Annotated in this window: 13 protein-coding genes; 3 read left to right on the plus strand and 10 right to left on the minus strand. The window is 64.8% G+C overall.

Annotated features, from left to right (window positions below; all coding sequences use genetic code 11):
- Positions 1-65: 65 nt before the first annotated feature.
- Positions 66-959, minus strand: coding sequence for a helix-turn-helix transcriptional regulator (locus HH310_RS21950; RefSeq protein WP_169177487.1), 894 nt, complete (start codon positions 957-959; stop codon positions 66-68).
- Positions 960-1,265: 306 nt separating this feature from the next.
- On the opposite strand from HH310_RS21950, the gene HH310_RS21955 reads away from it, so the two are divergent.
- The gene (locus HH310_RS21955) at positions 1,266-1,592 is read left to right on the plus strand and encodes a hypothetical protein (RefSeq protein WP_248294270.1); all 327 of its coding nucleotides are present in this window, start codon (positions 1,266-1,268) and stop codon (positions 1,590-1,592) included.
- A gap of 712 nt (positions 1,593-2,304) precedes the next feature.
- Here the strand turns inward: HH310_RS21955 and HH310_RS21960 are convergent.
- The gene (locus tag HH310_RS21960; protein ID WP_312034254.1) at positions 2,305-3,195 is read right to left on the minus strand and encodes an LLM class flavin-dependent oxidoreductase; all 891 of its coding nucleotides are present in this window, start codon (positions 3,193-3,195) and stop codon (positions 2,305-2,307) included.
- Positions 3,196-3,621: 426 nt separating this feature from the next.
- Between HH310_RS21960 and HH310_RS21965 the strand changes: the two genes are divergently transcribed.
- The gene (locus HH310_RS21965; protein WP_169177488.1) at positions 3,622-3,894 is read left to right on the plus strand and encodes a DUF3040 domain-containing protein; all 273 of its coding nucleotides are present in this window, start codon (positions 3,622-3,624) and stop codon (positions 3,892-3,894) included.
- On the opposite strand, the gene HH310_RS21970 is transcribed toward HH310_RS21965, so the two are convergent.
- Positions 3,891-4,730, minus strand: coding sequence for a phosphoribosylaminoimidazolesuccinocarboxamide synthase (locus HH310_RS21970; RefSeq protein ID WP_169177489.1), 840 nt, complete (start codon positions 4,728-4,730; stop codon positions 3,891-3,893). The two genes, HH310_RS21965 and HH310_RS21970, sit on opposite strands and share 4 nt — an antisense overlap.
- A 141-nt stretch (positions 4,731-4,871) precedes the next feature.
- Between HH310_RS21970 and HH310_RS21975 the strand changes: the two genes are divergently transcribed.
- The gene (locus HH310_RS21975) at positions 4,872-5,954 is read left to right on the plus strand and encodes a DNA cytosine methyltransferase (protein ID WP_169177490.1); all 1,083 of its coding nucleotides are present in this window, start codon (positions 4,872-4,874) and stop codon (positions 5,952-5,954) included.
- Here HH310_RS21975 and HH310_RS21980 read toward each other — a convergent pair.
- The 7 genes from HH310_RS21980 to HH310_RS22010 all read right to left on the minus strand — a co-directional run bounded on the left by HH310_RS21980 (position 5,951) and on the right by HH310_RS22010 (position 15,359).
- Positions 5,951-6,379 (minus strand): very short patch repair endonuclease, encoded by a 429-nt coding sequence (locus HH310_RS21980; protein ID WP_312034255.1) that lies wholly within the window; start codon positions 6,377-6,379, stop codon positions 5,951-5,953. The genes HH310_RS21975 and HH310_RS21980 overlap by 4 nt on opposite strands.
- 29 nt (positions 6,380-6,408) lie before the next feature.
- Positions 6,409-7,212 (minus strand): DUF6339 family protein, encoded by an 804-nt coding sequence (locus HH310_RS21985; protein WP_169177491.1) that lies wholly within the window; start codon positions 7,210-7,212, stop codon positions 6,409-6,411.
- Entirely contained in the window at positions 7,209-8,123 is a 915-nt protein-coding gene (locus HH310_RS21990; RefSeq protein ID WP_169177492.1) for a hypothetical protein, read from the minus strand. The genes HH310_RS21985 and HH310_RS21990 overlap by 4 nt, the downstream gene beginning before the upstream one ends.
- A complete protein-coding gene (locus tag HH310_RS21995; protein ID WP_169177493.1) occupies positions 8,113-9,780 on the minus strand; it encodes a hypothetical protein in 1,668 nt (555 codons plus the stop codon). The genes HH310_RS21990 and HH310_RS21995 overlap by 11 nt, the downstream gene beginning before the upstream one ends.
- A 296-nt stretch (positions 9,781-10,076) precedes the next feature.
- Complete coding sequence (locus HH310_RS22000) at positions 10,077-11,069, minus strand: PD-(D/E)XK motif protein (protein WP_169177494.1); 993 nt, start codon at positions 11,067-11,069, stop codon at positions 10,077-10,079.
- Complete coding sequence (locus HH310_RS22005; protein WP_169177495.1) at positions 11,066-13,651, minus strand: Z1 domain-containing protein; 2,586 nt, start codon at positions 13,649-13,651, stop codon at positions 11,066-11,068. The genes HH310_RS22000 and HH310_RS22005 overlap by 4 nt, the downstream gene beginning before the upstream one ends.
- A 496-nt stretch (positions 13,652-14,147) precedes the next feature.
- Positions 14,148-15,359, minus strand: coding sequence for a hypothetical protein (locus HH310_RS22010; protein ID WP_169177496.1), 1,212 nt, complete (start codon positions 15,357-15,359; stop codon positions 14,148-14,150).
- Positions 15,360-15,365 lie beyond the last annotated feature (6 nt).

The following is a 15,365-nucleotide window of genomic DNA, read 5'->3' on the forward strand; positions in this document are numbered from 1 at the left end:
AACCCGTACGCCTTTCGTGTGAATTCTTGAAGTTCGAGCTTTACGCTCAGCAACCGGTCGAGGGCCTAGGCCGGTCGGCCGACCTCGTGCAGCAGCTTGCCGAGGATCTCCGGGGTGTTGTTCGGCGCCTCGGCGTCGATGCAGACCCGCTCCATGGCCATCGCGTAGTGGTCCACGTCCTCGCGCTTGTCCAAGTAGATCGCGCTGGTCAACTGTTCGACGTAGACGACGTCGGGCAGCTCCGGCTCGGGAAAACGCAGGATCGCGAACGGACCGCCCGCGGCCGCGTGGCCGCCGGCGTGGAACGGGATGATCTGGAGGCGGACGTTCGGCTTCTTCGACGCCTCGATCAGGAACTCGATCTGCGCCCGCATCACGTCGACGCCGCCGATCGGGCGGCGGAGCACGGCCTCGTCGATGACCGCCCACAACTGCGGGGCGTCCGGCCGGTCGAGGATCTGCTGGCGCTGGCGGCGAAGCTCGACCCGCTTGTTCATCTCCTCCGGGGTCACGCCGGCGTGGCCGAGCATGATCACGGCACGGGCGTAGTCCGGTGTCTGCAGCAGACCGGGGACGAACTGAATCTCGTACGTGCGGATGAGCGTGGACGCGGCCTCAAGCCCCAGATAGGACTGGAACCAGCCCGGCATCACGTCGCTGAACTGCTGCCACCAGCCCGGGTTGTTCGCCTGGCGGGCCAGGACGAGAAGCTGCTCGCGCTCCTGGGCGTCGGCGACACCGTACAAAGTGAGCAGATCGGCGACGTCGCGCTCCTTGAAGCTGACCCGGCCGAGCTCCATGCGGCTGATCTTCGAGCCGGAAGCGCGGATCTCATACCCGGCGTCCTCACGGGTGATGCCCTTGCTTTCCCGCAAACGGCGCAGCTGCGCGCCCAAAAGGATGCGCAGCACGGTGGGGCCGCTGCCCGGCGCCTCCTCCTGCTGCGAACCCGTGCTCACCTGACTCCTCATCGTTATCTGGGCTGCCCGGCCGCAGTCCTCAAGCATCCTAGAGGGGAGATCGCCCGGTGGGAAACAGGTCCATCCCCATGCCCGAAGCATTCGCCCGTGACGGATGCACGTGCATCCGGCCTTGCGAACGCACTTTTCAGCGAGCATGATAACTGACAGACACGCACCGCCCGCTGACAGAGCGTGTCGAAAGTTCGGCTTCTCGGCCGACGCGAGTGTCCGTACGGCGTTGTATGCGGCACGGGGGTCACACAAGCCAAGCCGAGTCTCCGAGATCTGGGAGGGTCATCTCTGATGTCCACGGCACCGACGTCCACCCCGTCCATCGCCCCGCCACAGCGAGACCCGGCGGACGTTGCGCCCGCCGACAGCTACCACCCGTCCGACCGCGTGTGGGTGTTTCGCGATGGCTGGCACGCCGGCGTGATCGAGGCAGCTTCCCCGCGTGCTGTGACGGTGCGGTACCGGCCGGGCCCCAACATCGGCACCGGCGTCGACACGTTCACCGCCCCGTACGTGAGCCGACGCTCCGACGAGGACCCGGCGCTGGATCGCCGCGACCGCAGGTACGGCTTTCCAATGACCGCCGCCGGTTTGCCGCTGCGAAACACCGCGGCATGACCGGCGCCGTCACGGTCGCCGCGATCGTCGGCCTGATGAGCCTGTTAAGCGGCGTGGCCCTGGGGTGGTACCTGAGGCGCGCGAACAACTGGTGCCCGTCCTGTGGGGACCAGCTGGCGTGCGAGGCGTGCGGCGCCAGCGCGGGGTGGCGGGTCGAGCCGGAGACCGCGTCCCCGACCCATCCCTGAGCCACGTAGGCCGCCGGTTCGGCGGGCTTGGACATTCCCCCGGGCGACATTCCCCCGGGAGGCGGCTGTGCGCCGCTGCAGCCCAGTCACCGACGTGCCCGGCTGGCGCTGAACGCGGTCGGCTTCTCGCCAAAGCGGCAACCCATACCTGCCCGAACCAGGCCTCTCGGGCTGCGCAACCGCGTGGGCAGCTGACGCACCCCCGCCCTTTCCGACCGAACGGACCCTCCTTCCGAGCCGAACGCAGCCACATTCCGGCCGTTTGTGGTGCGGCTGTGTTCCGCGCGGAGCGGTGAAATCGATAGTCGTGATGGGAAATATCGGGCAACTCGTGAACATTCTTCGATGCTTCGGGGCTGGCCGGAGGCGTCCGGGTTCGCCGTGCGTGACGATCGACGGCGCTGAATCAATCTAAGGGGTTCGTCGATCCGTCTTCGCTGACGTCCAATCTGGACGGAGTTGTGCCTATCGCCGTTACTGCGAGGTTCGCTGGCGGGCGCGAAACGGGCGGGCTGCGGCCTGGGTCACCGACCCGGATCGCCCGGGCCTTGGGCGCGGGACTTTGCCACCTGGTCGCGGACGGGCGGGATCACCTGCGTCGCGAAGCGCTCGAGCTCCCCGGGATCGTCGGTGCCCAGGATGATCGTGGCGATGCCGTCCTCCAGGACCAGCCGGACCAGCTCGTCGATCCAGCGCGACGGGTCCTTCGCGCCCGGGCGGGTGAAGAAGTTCAGCACCCGGCGGATCTCCGTAGGGGCGCGACCGGCCGCGACCGCCGCCTCGTCGATGATCTGGTTGCTGCGGGTCAGCTCACCCGGCTCCAGGTACGAGTAGGACGGGAGCCAGCCGTCCGCCTTCGCCCCGATCAGCCGCAGCATCCGGGGCTTGCGCGCGCCCACCCAGATCGGCACCCGGTGCGCCGGCGACGGTCCCCGCTTGGTGCCGTCGAGCTGGTAGTAGTCGCCGTCATACCGCAGCCGGCCCCGCTCGTCCGCCTGCCAGATCTCGTGCATCACGTCGATGGCCTCGCTGAGCTGGTCGACCGACTCGGCCGGGGTGCGCCGGGTGCCGCTCATCGCCGCGATCGCGTCCCACTGGCCGCCCGCGCCCAGGCCCAGCGTCACCCGTCCGTCGGAGAGCAGGTCGAGCGAGGCGACCGCGCGGGCCAGGACCGGCGCCGGGCGCAGCGGGATGTTGAGGACGTTGCCGGCGACCCGGATTGTGGTGGTTTGCGCTGCCACCCAACTGAGCAGGGTCCACGTGTCGTGGAAGCCGGAAATGTACGGGTGGTCCTGGAACGTGACCAGATCGAAGCCGAGCTGTTCGCTGAGCCGGGCGCGGGCCACCGCCGCCTGGGGCGGGTTGTTGACGGGTGTGATGAAGGTGCCGAATTCCAGCGGTAAGCCATAGTCCACGTCCCGAGCGTAGGCACGAGATCACCACCCTTCGACGTCCGCGGCCAACCCTTTTTCGGGTGAGTCCTTCGACACATCGACACCGGCGAGCGCCAGCCCGTCGCGGCCGCCACAGATCGACGAACACAAAAGAATGAAAAGGCCCGATTGCGGGTACGCCCTGACGTAACTCCTACGGGCGCGACGGCTAACACACTGGTAGGAGGCGTGGTCGCGGTGCGGGATGTCCACTGTGGGTGGCCGCGCCGGGGTGCGGGGCGGGGCTCATCCGGGGTCCGGGACTGGGTCTGATGCGGTTGTGGGAGCCGGCGTCGCGTACGAAGGCAGGCTCTTTGCTCTGGGTGTGTGGATGGGCACCCGGAGGTTTTGGCGTGCCGGGCACGGGTAGCCAACGCCGCGGATGTCCGCAGGTGGAGGTGGTTACCCGTGCTCGACCCCAAGGAAAAGAGCGTCTTCGACCGGCTGGTGAGTCAGCTGGATAGCGAGGACCCCGATTTTGCGCAACGCATGGCGAAGCTCACCCAGCGCCGCCGCGTCTGGCGGGTGACCCTCGCCGTGGTGCTGTGGGTCTTCGCGCCGGTGAGTCTGGCCGTCGGCGGCTGGACCGGGGCGCTGATGGCCGTGCTGGCCGTCCTGTACGGGGTTTACCTGTATCGCACGCGGGAGACGCCGGGCCTGAAGCTCTGGCCGTCGTCCTAGCGCCAGGTGTCGCCGGTCAGCCGCTCGTACACCTCTATGTAGCGGTTGCGGGTGGCCTCCACCACTTCGTCCGGGATTTCCGGCCCAGGCGCGGTGCGGTTCCAGTCGGTCAGCGACGAGGACCAGTTCCGGAGGAACTGCTTGTCCAGGTAGCGCTGGGTGCCGCCCGGCTTCCACTCGTCGGCCGCCCAGAAGCGGCTCGAGTCAGGCGTGAGCAGTTCGTCGCCAAGCTTGAGACTGCCGTCCTGCCCAAACCCAAACTCAAGCTTCGTGTCCGCGATGATGATCCCCTTGGCGGCCGCGACCTGCTGCCCGCGCCGGTACACCTCGAGCGTGATCCGCCGCAGCTCGTCCGCGGTGCCGGCACCGACCTTGGCCTCGACGTCTCCGTAGGTCATGAATTCGTCATGGCCCTCACCCGGCAACTCTTTGGTGGTGGGCGTGAAGATCGGCTCCGGCAGGTCGGACCCCTCGATCAGCCCCGCGGGGAGCGGCACGCCCGAGATGGCCTGGTCACGCTCATACTCCTTGAGACCCGAGCCGGCGAGATAGCCCCGCGCGATGCACTCCACCATGACCATGTCGAGGCGCTCGCAGCGGACCGCACGGCCGGCCCACTCCTCGGGGACGTCGGTGCTGGAGATGATGTGGTTGGGCACGACGTCGGCGAGCTGCTCAAACCACCAGAGGGAGAGCTGCGTGAGGATCTTCCCTTTGTCCGGGATCGGCGTGGGAAGGACGACGTCATAGATCGACACCCGATCAGACGCAACGAGCAGGATGTCGGGGCCGTCCGCGTAGACGTCCCGAACCTTCCCCGAGTGCAGCAACTCCACGTGATTTCCTCTCCACTGGCGCACCCGCCACGTTATCCGACCAGGTTGGAAGCGCCCGAGGGCGCCAGCCTTCGTGCACGGGAGCAGGACACGCGGCACAGACGCCCGAACGAGTGATCGAGCGGCGCTAAGGTACTGTCCATGGCACAACCGTTCCAAGTGGTCGACCTCTTCGCAGGGTGTGGCGGAATTACCTCAGGTTTCCACCAAGCTGGTCGATACCAAACCGTCCGTGCCGTAGAGATCGATCTCGCTGCAGCCACCACTTACGCCGAAAACTTCGGCAAGGATGTTGTCGTCGCCGACAGCATCATTGGGTGGGACGTCGACCCGGAGGCTGCGCAAGCCGATGTGGTCGTTGGTGGCCCGCCCTGTCAGGGCTTCTCGAACCTCGGGAAGAAGAGGCTTGACGATCCTCGCAACCAGCTCTGGCGCGAGTACGTACGCGTGCTGAACGCGATCAAGCCCAAGGTATTTATGCTTGAGAACGTCGATCGGTTCCTTCGTACCGAGGAGTTCCGCGCCTTACAGGATGAGGCCGTCCCCAGCGGATTGTTGAAGGACTACGAGCTGCGGTTCGCGGTAGTGAACGCCGCCGACTTCGGTGCGGCACAGGTCCGGCGGCGGGCGATCGTGATCGGCACGCGGCGAGGCCTGGATCCCATAGAGATTCCGCCCGGACACGTCCCACGAGAGAAGTGGAGAACGGTCGAGCAAGCGTTGGAGAACCTGCCGGAGTTCGTTCCAGAGACGAATCAACTCCTTCCGGAGATGACGGTCGCCCCTCACGGCCCAGCCGTGCCCGGCGCTTTCCGTGGGTTGGACCTGCACATCACCCGTGAGTACCGAGACATCTCACGGGCACGGTTCCGCAGCATCCCCCCTGGAGGCAACCGCTTCAATCTGCCGGATGAGCTAAAGAGCCCATGCTGGATCAAACACACATCGGGCTCGAGCGACGTCATGGGCCGGCTGCATTGGGATCGACCGTCCGTCACGATCCGGACCGAGTTCTTCAAACCGGAGAAGGGACGTTACATCCACCCTCGCCAAAATCGCGCTATCACCCATCTTGAGGCAGCACGTTTGCAGGGCTTCAGTCATAGTTTCAAATGGTGTGGTTCCAAGGTACAGATTGCACGGCAGATCGGCAATGCCGTCCCCGTCGAGCTCGCTGAGTCGCTTGCCCGCCACATCGCGAACAGCCTCGACAAACAGCTTTAAATGGAATTCGGTTTGACGGCGGTCAATATAAATTTGGCCGCCGTTTCCGGGTCCTCGTGTTCCCAGATCCTGATAACCGTCCATCCCAGCCCGCTCAGATGTTCGTTCGTGGCAGTATCTCGCGCTTGGTTCTTCGCCAGTTTTGTCGCCCACCATTCAGCGTTAGCCGCCGGGCTGGTCCGGTGCTCGGGACAGACGTGCCAAAAGCAGCCGTCGACGAATACGGCCACCCGGGCGCGTGTGAAGGCGATGTCTATCGTCCGCCTCGGCATGCCGGGAATTGGCAGCGTGACACGGAACCGAAGGCCCATAGCGTGCAGGATCCGCCGAATCGCGATCTCCGGCTGTGTGTCCCGCCGACGTTGACGACTCATGCGCCCGGAGATGCCTGCCGAACTCGGGGTCGGAGCTACGGACGCCTGCATGAGAACCACGCTACCTGTCGGACCAGCACTCAGCGTCGCGCATGCCGGCCCACGGGACCATCGTCCAGGTCGCCGGCCCGGCGCGAGTGTGCCCCGCCGTGTCGGACGTCCGAGATCGTTCTTGCCACCTCGAGCCGCAACGGGGCCTCGGGCAGCCCGTAAAGATCCTGAAAGGCGCCTCTGCGCATTAAGTGTTTCAATACATCCCGCAGCGCGTCCGTCTCGTCGATCCCGGTCCAGTCTTTCGGCCACTCCTTGGCAAGTGCCCGGATCAGCTCGGGTGATCCGCCGATCGACCTGCGCCGCGCGAGGATCTGGTCAAAGTTTCGTTCCGGAAAGACTCCTAGCAGGTGATAAGGGTCGTCCAGGCGAGCCATGTCCCGGGTCAGTTCGGCACGCCACCAGAGACGGCCGAACACGTGGCGCGTGATGTCCGTGGCGAGCACGCGGTCGTCGGGCGGATCCGGAAACCGCCAGACTGCCACGTCCGGAAGCAGCACCAAGGCCACGAACGCCCACATCGGGCGTTCCGCGGCCTCGACCGGGACGAGGTCCATGTTCGTGTGCAGCTCGCGGGCCAAAGCGGTATCGAAGTCGTGGACCGACCGGCCTAACGGGCTGGGGAAACCGTGGGCCTTGGCGGTCTCCACGACCTGAAATCGCAGAACCGAGAGGCGTTCCTGGGTGGCCCTGGTACCTCCGGTCGGCGCGAAGTATTGCGCCAGGTGTGTGGTGTCGTACCAGCGGGACATGTCCGTGGCACTGCGTTCCCGCAGATCTTTGAAGCGCTCACGGGCGGCGCGCATCGGAAGTCTCGGATACAGAGTGCTCATCGCTCGTCCGCCAGAAGGTCAGTAGCGGCCTGGACGATGGTGGCGAACATCGGAGGATCACTGGCCCGGATGCGGCGGATCTCCAACAGGCCGTCGTCCATATAGCTCGACATGTAAGTCCTCATCAGGCCCTGCAGAACCGCGCCCAACGTGTCCTTCTCGAAGACTTCCGTCATGTCGAACGCCTCATCTTCCAACGCTCGCTCGAGCATTGTCCGCACGACGTCCGATCGGAGCGCCGACAGCACCGCGCGGTCGACGTCGTTCGGGGAGCTCGCTCGACCGACAGCCGCGACGATCGTCGGATGTTCTTGATTGACGAGGAGCTGTATCGCCCCGAGAGCGGTCGCATTCAGGTCGGCGCCCAACTCGAGGAACCACGCAGCCTTGTAGGGGAGGCTCGACTCTGAGAACGGCACTTGCGCGATCGGGAACAGTGGCGCGTTGCCCTGCAGCCTAATCTCGATCTGGTCGTTCCACAGGTTGCTGCCGACGAGATGCGCGACGGCCGGTCGGGGTTTGTCTGGCGCCGCGAGTACGAGCATCGTCTCCAGGTTCACGATGCCGCCCAACCGCTCACCCTCGATCTCCACGTCGACCAGGTACTCCTGCGAGTCGTCTCGGAGCGGGAGCCAAGCCGCCGAGCCTCGAAGCAGCGAGGGGAGGGCATTCCACCGAACGCTGATCGCGAGCGATGCGTCGGGTGGAAGCCCCGCGACCTCACGACAGGCGGCCGAGTCCAAAGAAATGCGACGCCGAAGCCGAAGATCGGTCTGGTAGTCCCAGTCCGGGAGGCTGTCGGGCACCTCTCGCTCGCCGTCGGTGTCCGGATCGATCGTCCAGGGCGACGCTTTGACCAGGTCACCTCGCACGCGGCGGTACGGCCAGGCGCGATTGCCTCTACCGGCCACTCGTGACCACCTCTTCGTCGCGCACCACAGCAACATCGATCTGCGTGATCGTGTCCGGTACCGGCCGGACGACGACGCTGAGCCGCTGACCGGCCACGGCGTCGATGAGGTTCACCGTGTCGCCTCGTTCCTCGTGTGCCCCAGTCCGCCAGCCTATGACGTACGGCTCGTCGGAGCCCGCAGGCGGGTCCTGCTCCCGGCTCCCGTCCGCTACGGTGATCCCGGCGGTGGCGCGAGCGATGAGATGGCCGCTGCCAACCACGACCGTTTCCTGCACCAACAAGAGCCCGATCTCCGAGTCCTCGAAGTAGGGCTCACCGTCGGGGCGAATCGAGACTCGACCTCGTCTCGAAGCAGTTGGTGGGCTCGCCGCACGACCGAGCGCATCGCCGTCCTCCACCGACGGATACGACGAGGTTGCCGAGCCTTCGTGCGTCCACGCCCCGCCCACGCCGGCCACGTCGTCGGCTCCGGCACGCCGTTCGGCCGACGTCGCGGGGGGCACGATAGGGGAAGCGGCTCCAAATCCTGCCGCTGCAGCCACGAGGGAGCCGAGGAAGTTGCTGACGGCGCCGAGCGGCGCACGTGTCCCTGTGGACTTGATCTCCGCGGGTCTGGCGAACTCGGCCAAGCGCTCTTTGATGCGGACGAAGGTGGTCCTGACAAAGGTGCGTCCCCGACCGTCCAACTGCGCAAACACCCAGTCGTCATGGGTGGGCGGCTCAGCGGCCGCGTAAGTACGGTCCATGTCGTCGAAAGCTCGGAACACGCCGGCGTACGCGAGGTTCGCACTGATCGGTTCCGGCCCCGCGTGGTATTTGACAACTAGTTCCGGCGCACGAAGCAAACACACGTGATGCGGCGCGGTGGTAATGCCGAGATCTTGGGCGGCGGCCGGTGGCTCGTAGGGCGGGATCAACTGCCGTTCCAAGGCCAGTTGGCCGAGGGCCTGCTTGGGGTTGCCGCACATCAGGGTGGAGACCTCGTCGCCGGTCACGAGCCGCCGATACGCGGCCACGAAAGTCCGCAGTCCGCGCGTCTTCTCCGGTACCGGCACGGGCACGTTCAAGCCGTTGTGCCAGACCTGCGCTATCAGTCTTTCGGTGCCGCGCTGTTCCAACATGATCGGCCAAAGATTCCACGCGAGTGCGTCCGCCAGGTACCGAGCGATCTCTTCATCAGTATCCTCACCGAAGTCGGGGTCGACGATCACGACGTCCGTCCCCGTCTCGTCCGGAGCGAAGGGGCGAAGTCCCAAAGCCTCCGCCGCAGCGACCGCCTGCACTCCGATCAAGGGCTCCACGTGCTCCGACTCGACCTCGCCCCACCAGTGGCGGCCGGTGTAGGGACGGGTTCGACTCAGCTCGTCACTCAGCTCCATGGATTCGCCGAGACAGATACCGATCAGGCGGGTCTGTAGCTCGGCGCCGACCATCGTGCGGGTGTGCACGAGAATCGTTCCAGCGCGGGAGGTCTGGTAAAGAATTCCTTTGCCATAGCCGTACGTCCCACCTCCGCGCTTGGTGTCCGGCGGGTCACCGACGTTGAGGACGAACGAGACCCAGTCGCGTGGTTCGTCGCCACGCGCGACATCCGCGCGCGTAGGCCCGCCCAGGCCTTTGGTCCCACGGTCGCCGACGGTGAGCGTTCGCACCATCAAGGACTCGTTCTCACGGCTGCGGAGTGTCTGCCGAAGAGGAAACCGATCGCTGTGCGGGGCTCCCTCGAGCAGCAAGCTGCGCCAAGCGTTCGCGTGCTGCGGTGGCACTACAGCCAGGTTGAGCGTGAACTCGACGGACCGACCGCCGAGCCTGGCGTCCCAGCTGTTCTGAGCAGCCTCACGGACCAGGATCGCGGGCCATGGAATGGGAGGCTTGCCCAGGGTCCGCTTGATTCCTTCGGCGCTGATCGAGCCAGCTGGGGGGAACGGCTGCGAGTACCAACGCGGGTGGGTCATCTGTTCGCCATGGCCTTCATGAAGTCGGCGATCTCGTCCTTCTGCATGGGCGGTGGAGCGAGATCGAGATCGAGCGTGTATCGGAGGTCCGAGAGTCCGGCCGGCACCCCGTTAAGGAACGACGAAGGGACAATCCGCGGAAAGTCATCGGTGACTCGGTAACTGGCCTCATCGACGGCGGTGAAGCGAATGCCGTCGTAACGTTCCCGGTCTGCAAGCAGGTACCCCGACCGTGCCAGCAGGTCCCACAGCTCGCGGGGTCGGGCAACTCGTGCGACGGTCGACTCGACCAGCTCGGGCAGAGAGGTCCCGGCGGCGTCCGCGGTGTCCAGTCGCATCCACCGCAGCACGAGATCACCGCCAAGCGGCGCCGCAAGCTGGTCAACCCCGTGGATCCGCACCGACCGACCCTCCGACGATGCCGTGGCCTTGACCTCGACAGACTGGCCGTTCGCAGTGAAGTCGTGCGGATTTCGGAGCGGACCCTGCCACGCGCGGACCAGGTTGCCGTCGAGGTCGAGCAACTGGTTGAGGAAGACCAGTTCCCCGAAGAGCCCGGCGAGCTGTTCGATGCCGAGCTGTCGGCCGCTGCGGAACAGTTCATGCCATCCGTCGAGAACCTGGGCTACGACGACCAGAGGTGCAGCGAGGTCCGCCGCCAACGCGGCTACCACGTCGGCACACAGTCCGGTAAAGATCTCGGCGAGGTCGTCGCGAAGAAGCACAAGGTTCGCATACTTCCCGACTCCGCTTCCGGATTCGAGCGCGAGGGGCACCAGGTGCACGGCGGCCGCTCGGGTGTCAGGTTGCACCGTCTCGCCCCGGGGGATCGGGACCAACAAATGCCGCTTGCCGTCCGGACCGAGAGCACACAGTACACGGGCGCCGGCGACCTCCACAGGTAGTTCGGAGGTCAGCCAAGAAGTCCCGTGCGGGCGTTCGCTCAGCGCCGTCCAATGGTCCGTGATGACGGTCCTCAAGTCGCTCATCCGGCGTCTTCCTCGGGTTCCTGCTCCAACGCCTGCGGGTCCTCCTCTTCCCAGTACTGGCCCGCGACCCGGGAGATGTCGGCCGACACGTATTCGACCTCGCTGTCGGCCGTCGTGGGCTTCGGGAACACTATTGCGGCACCCATGACGACTTCGTACGGAGCGTTGAGTGGCGAGCGCCGATCCCGGCTGCTCGTCGAAACCGGATCGATGGGATACAGCAGCAGCAAGCCGTGGTCGGGGCGCTGCTTGAGCCGAAGCGCATCCACGTGGGACCTCGACGTCACGTCAAAGCCCTCTGGTATTTGGAGATTGACTGCCGGGTCTCGGGAACCGGAAAGGGTCTTGATGTCGGCGAGCGGATCCTCGGCTCCGTTGATCCGGCTGCGCCGGTTCAGTCCGACCTGTGTCCCGTCGGGAAGCTTCCACACCGTGGCGTCGGCACCCGAGTTGCCAATGACGGCGATGTCCCAGGCCCGCAGGGCATCACTGTCAACCCGCTTCTGGATGTAACTCTTGAGGAGTTCAGGACGCGCCTCCTCGGTCCGTTTGTCGAACTTGTACGTACTGATGAACCGAAGCACATCTCGGTAGGACACGTCACGCCAAAGCCACCGGCCGGCGGGCTGTTGAGAATCGGCTCGACCGTGCCGCTGGGCGGCCTGGATGAGTGCGATGCCTGCGTCTGCGTTGCGCTTCAGCCATTCGCCGGCATCGGCGTCGGTGCGGAAATAGCGGCTCTCGACCAGGTCACCACCGTATCTGGCGTGTGCCGTGACCGCGTCCTTCATCCGCGCGGGGGCAGTGACCAGCATCTTGGGATGGGTGCGAATACGGACAGCGAACGTGCGCGGGTTCTTGTCCTCCACCAAATAACGGTCGATGTCCTTACGGATCTCTGCCTCGACTACAGCCAGATGGCGGAACCAGGTTGCAAGTTCGGCGGTCATCCAGATTCTGGGAAGATCGGCATATCCGGCCCGGTGACCGAACCAGCGACCCATCTGGAGCAACGTGTCGTAGGCGGACGACGCCCGGACGAAGTAACTCGTCACAAGGCCTTCGAGTGTCAGCCCGCGACTGAGCGTGTTTCCCCCGACCGCGATCGCGACGACCGGTCCGGATTCGTAGTCGAGCCGATCGCGGCTGCGATAGTTGTCCACAACCACGCGACTTTCCTCGACGACAGCCGGGAGTTGGGTCAGCAACTCGTCGAACGGCACCGGCTGCTCACCGAAGTCGGCTGCGGGCACACTTGCGCTCTCGTCGGCCCACTGCTGCTCGATCTCGTGATAGAGGTCGAAGTCGTCTCTTCGAAGGCCACGCAGCACGCCGACACGCAGGTCATCGAGAGGGACGCGAAAGTCCTCATGGATGTCGGTTTGAAGGGTGGTGTGGATCAGCATCGTGGAGTGCGGAACGCCGGACTTCCGCACTCTGCGCGCCGCCGTGGCCAGCCAGAAGTACAACACCGAGCGACGCAGGGAGGGTGTCATCTCCGGCATGAAGTCGACCGCGGCGGCCTTGTTGACCGGCCGGACGAGCTCGACGTCATCTTCCGGAATCTCCCGGATCATGTCCTCACCGGCGGGCACGTCGTTCGGGTCCTCGCCGTCCAGCGGATCACGACCGAAAAGAACCTCAGGCCCCTGGTATCCCTTCGGCGCCTTGAGACTGATCACGAAGTCCCGCGGATAGAAGTCCTCGTCCTCAGCCGGATCGATCAAGAGGTTGGCGAAGGGCGTCGCGGTGTATCCGACATAGTCGACCTTTCGGAACGACTTCAGCAGCTTGCTCATCAGCGGGTTGATCACCTTACCGCCGACCGTGGCCTGGTCAGCCTCATCGTCGATGACCAGCGTCGGGCAGTCGCGCAGGTATTCCTTGGCCGACGCCAGCCAACGGTTGAGTTTCGCCAGCACCTTCGCGTTCTTCTTGACCACCAGCAGGACCCGCTGGTTCTGCGCGGCGAAATACGCCGCAGCGTTTCCCTGCGGCTGGAAGTCAGAGTCGACGGTCGTCACCTCGTGCCACTGACCTGGGTTGAGCTGAACCAACTCTCGTGCCAGCCGAGCTTGTGTCTGCCGACGCAGGCCGTTGTGGATGCCGGAGAGAACGATGAAGAGCCGATATCCCCGATCGGCCGCCTTCGCCATGACCGCGGTGAAATTTGCGGTCTTACCAGACTGAACGTAGCCGAGAACCAGGCCCATGCTGCGGAACTCGTCGGTGCTCGGGTCGTCGAGAAGGCCTACAACCTTCGTCGATTCTTCGTCAAGAGAGGTGATCGCTTTGTCCGACCACGGCCGCGGCCCGGCGAGCAGTTTCCTCTCGAGCGAGGGCCAGTAGCGGTCATCCGCGCGCGGGCCGGTATACCAGGTCAGGCGGCCCGCCATGTAGACGACTTTCGGTTCTCGCATCTCGCGGATCTTGATGACCTCTGCCTCATGCCGTTGGCGGATCAATTCGATGATCTCGTCAGGCACCCTGAGGAGACGGAGCTTCTGGACGGCCTTCTCCGGCGTGATGCGGTCCGCCATCGCTTGGAAAGCCTCGTACTGGTCGTCCAGATCGTCAGTCATGTGGACATCGTCTCAATCGTCGGGGCCGGAGGGCGTGACAATGACGCCGGAATCTGGGTGGATCACTCCACCTTGCTGGCGGATGCCGCAGATGAAGCGCCGATGCCACTTCACCTGAAAAGCCTAGGACCTGCAGGTCGTGGGGGCGACAAGTCGTCGCCCAAGATGACCGTGCCTTGCAGGGCCAACGTCGCCATCCCCAGCGCGTCGCCAACTAGTGACGGACTGACCCTCCATAGACTCGCGCCGCGGCGGGTCGCCGCCGGCCTGACCACCGCCTGGAACTCCGGCGCCGTCGAGGAAACAAGAACCGGAAATGGTCAAGGATAAGATTGCCGAACCCACCAAACGCCACGTAGCTACGGTAGATCTCGCGATGGCGGAAGGAATGGATAGCGGCAGACGATGGCAGATGCTGGCTGGTTCGGTGGTTGGTTTGAGGCGGTGGTATGCCCTGTCAAATCCATTTCGGTGTCCGCGAGAGATTTGATGTTCCTCAAAGTGTCGAAGTATCGGTGGACCGCACGCTGCGGACGCCGCGTCCGTCAACTGTCAGGTGCATCTTGTCGTCCTTGGCCACTACTGCAATGTTCACCGCTGAAAATTCGGATTCATTGTTGCTGCATGCCCATCGCGCGGTGAGATCGTCTAGCGTGAGGCTTCGGACGGAGGTGGTTTCGCGGGATAGCCCCCGCAGTGCGCCTGCGAAGATCGCGGCGAGCTGTCTGGTGTTTGGGTCTGCGCCTGTTTCCGTCGGTGGCCACGCGAGGAGTTCCGCGAGATCCTCGCGCAGCAGGACCAGGAGAAGCGCTTTGGCGCTCGTCAGCCCTCGCCCTCCTTGCCGGAAGGGTGTGAATGGGACCCGAGCAGTGACGATCTCACTTACTCGGTTGAGGTTGGCAGCGATGATTCTCGCGGTGACGTCGTCGGAGGAGACGGTGCTGCGTATCCGATCGATGATTGCCACCGGATTCCAGGCATCCTTAACATCGTTGTTAATGACTATCTCCAGGGCCGCTGCAGTGAGTGCTCGATCGGCAGCGTTCAGTTCGCGCGGCCGAGAGGAGTTGAGCAGCGACAGGAATCGGCTGGAAGAAACGAGCACATTCTTGTCGATGACGCTGGCCGCGCGGCGCAGAGTCGCCTCGTCGTCGGCGGCCGCTATGCAGGCCGAGAGAGCTCCGCGTACCCGATCGATGCGTCGCCACGTCTCGGCGTCGCGGGGTGCAGGTCGCTTTTGACTATCGAATGCCTGGACTACGTCATTTCTGTTCACCGTGCCGGTGAACAGAGCTGGCGTAACGTTGAGGATGTTGTCGTGGGGGTGAATGTTGCGATATTTGCGAGCACGATACTCCCGGAGGCTCGCGTCGCTGGGGAGGTGGATGGCGGTAACGGCTGCCATCGGTACGGACTCCACAAAATCGACGGGTGCCTGGGGCACGTTCGTAACCGGAGTCATGATTTCCAGCAGGGCCGGCCCCGTTTGAACGCTCGCAGATGCGACGTCAACCAGATCGGAGGCAGGTGGTTCGCTCAGCACAGGGACAGAACCCGAGCCGAGATCCAGCAAGTCCTGGTAGTACTTGGTGAAAAAGGTTCGCGGTCCGATTATGCGGCTGCTGAGCATGGCGTGTAGGTTCATACGGTTGGTCAGTATGAACCGTGCGCTTGTGTGGCCGCCGGTCTCGGAGTCTGTTCGATTCACGAAACT

This window comes from Actinoplanes sp. TBRC 11911, from assembly GCF_012933445.1.
Taxonomy (GTDB): Bacteria; Actinomycetota; Actinomycetes; order Mycobacteriales; family Micromonosporaceae; genus Actinoplanes.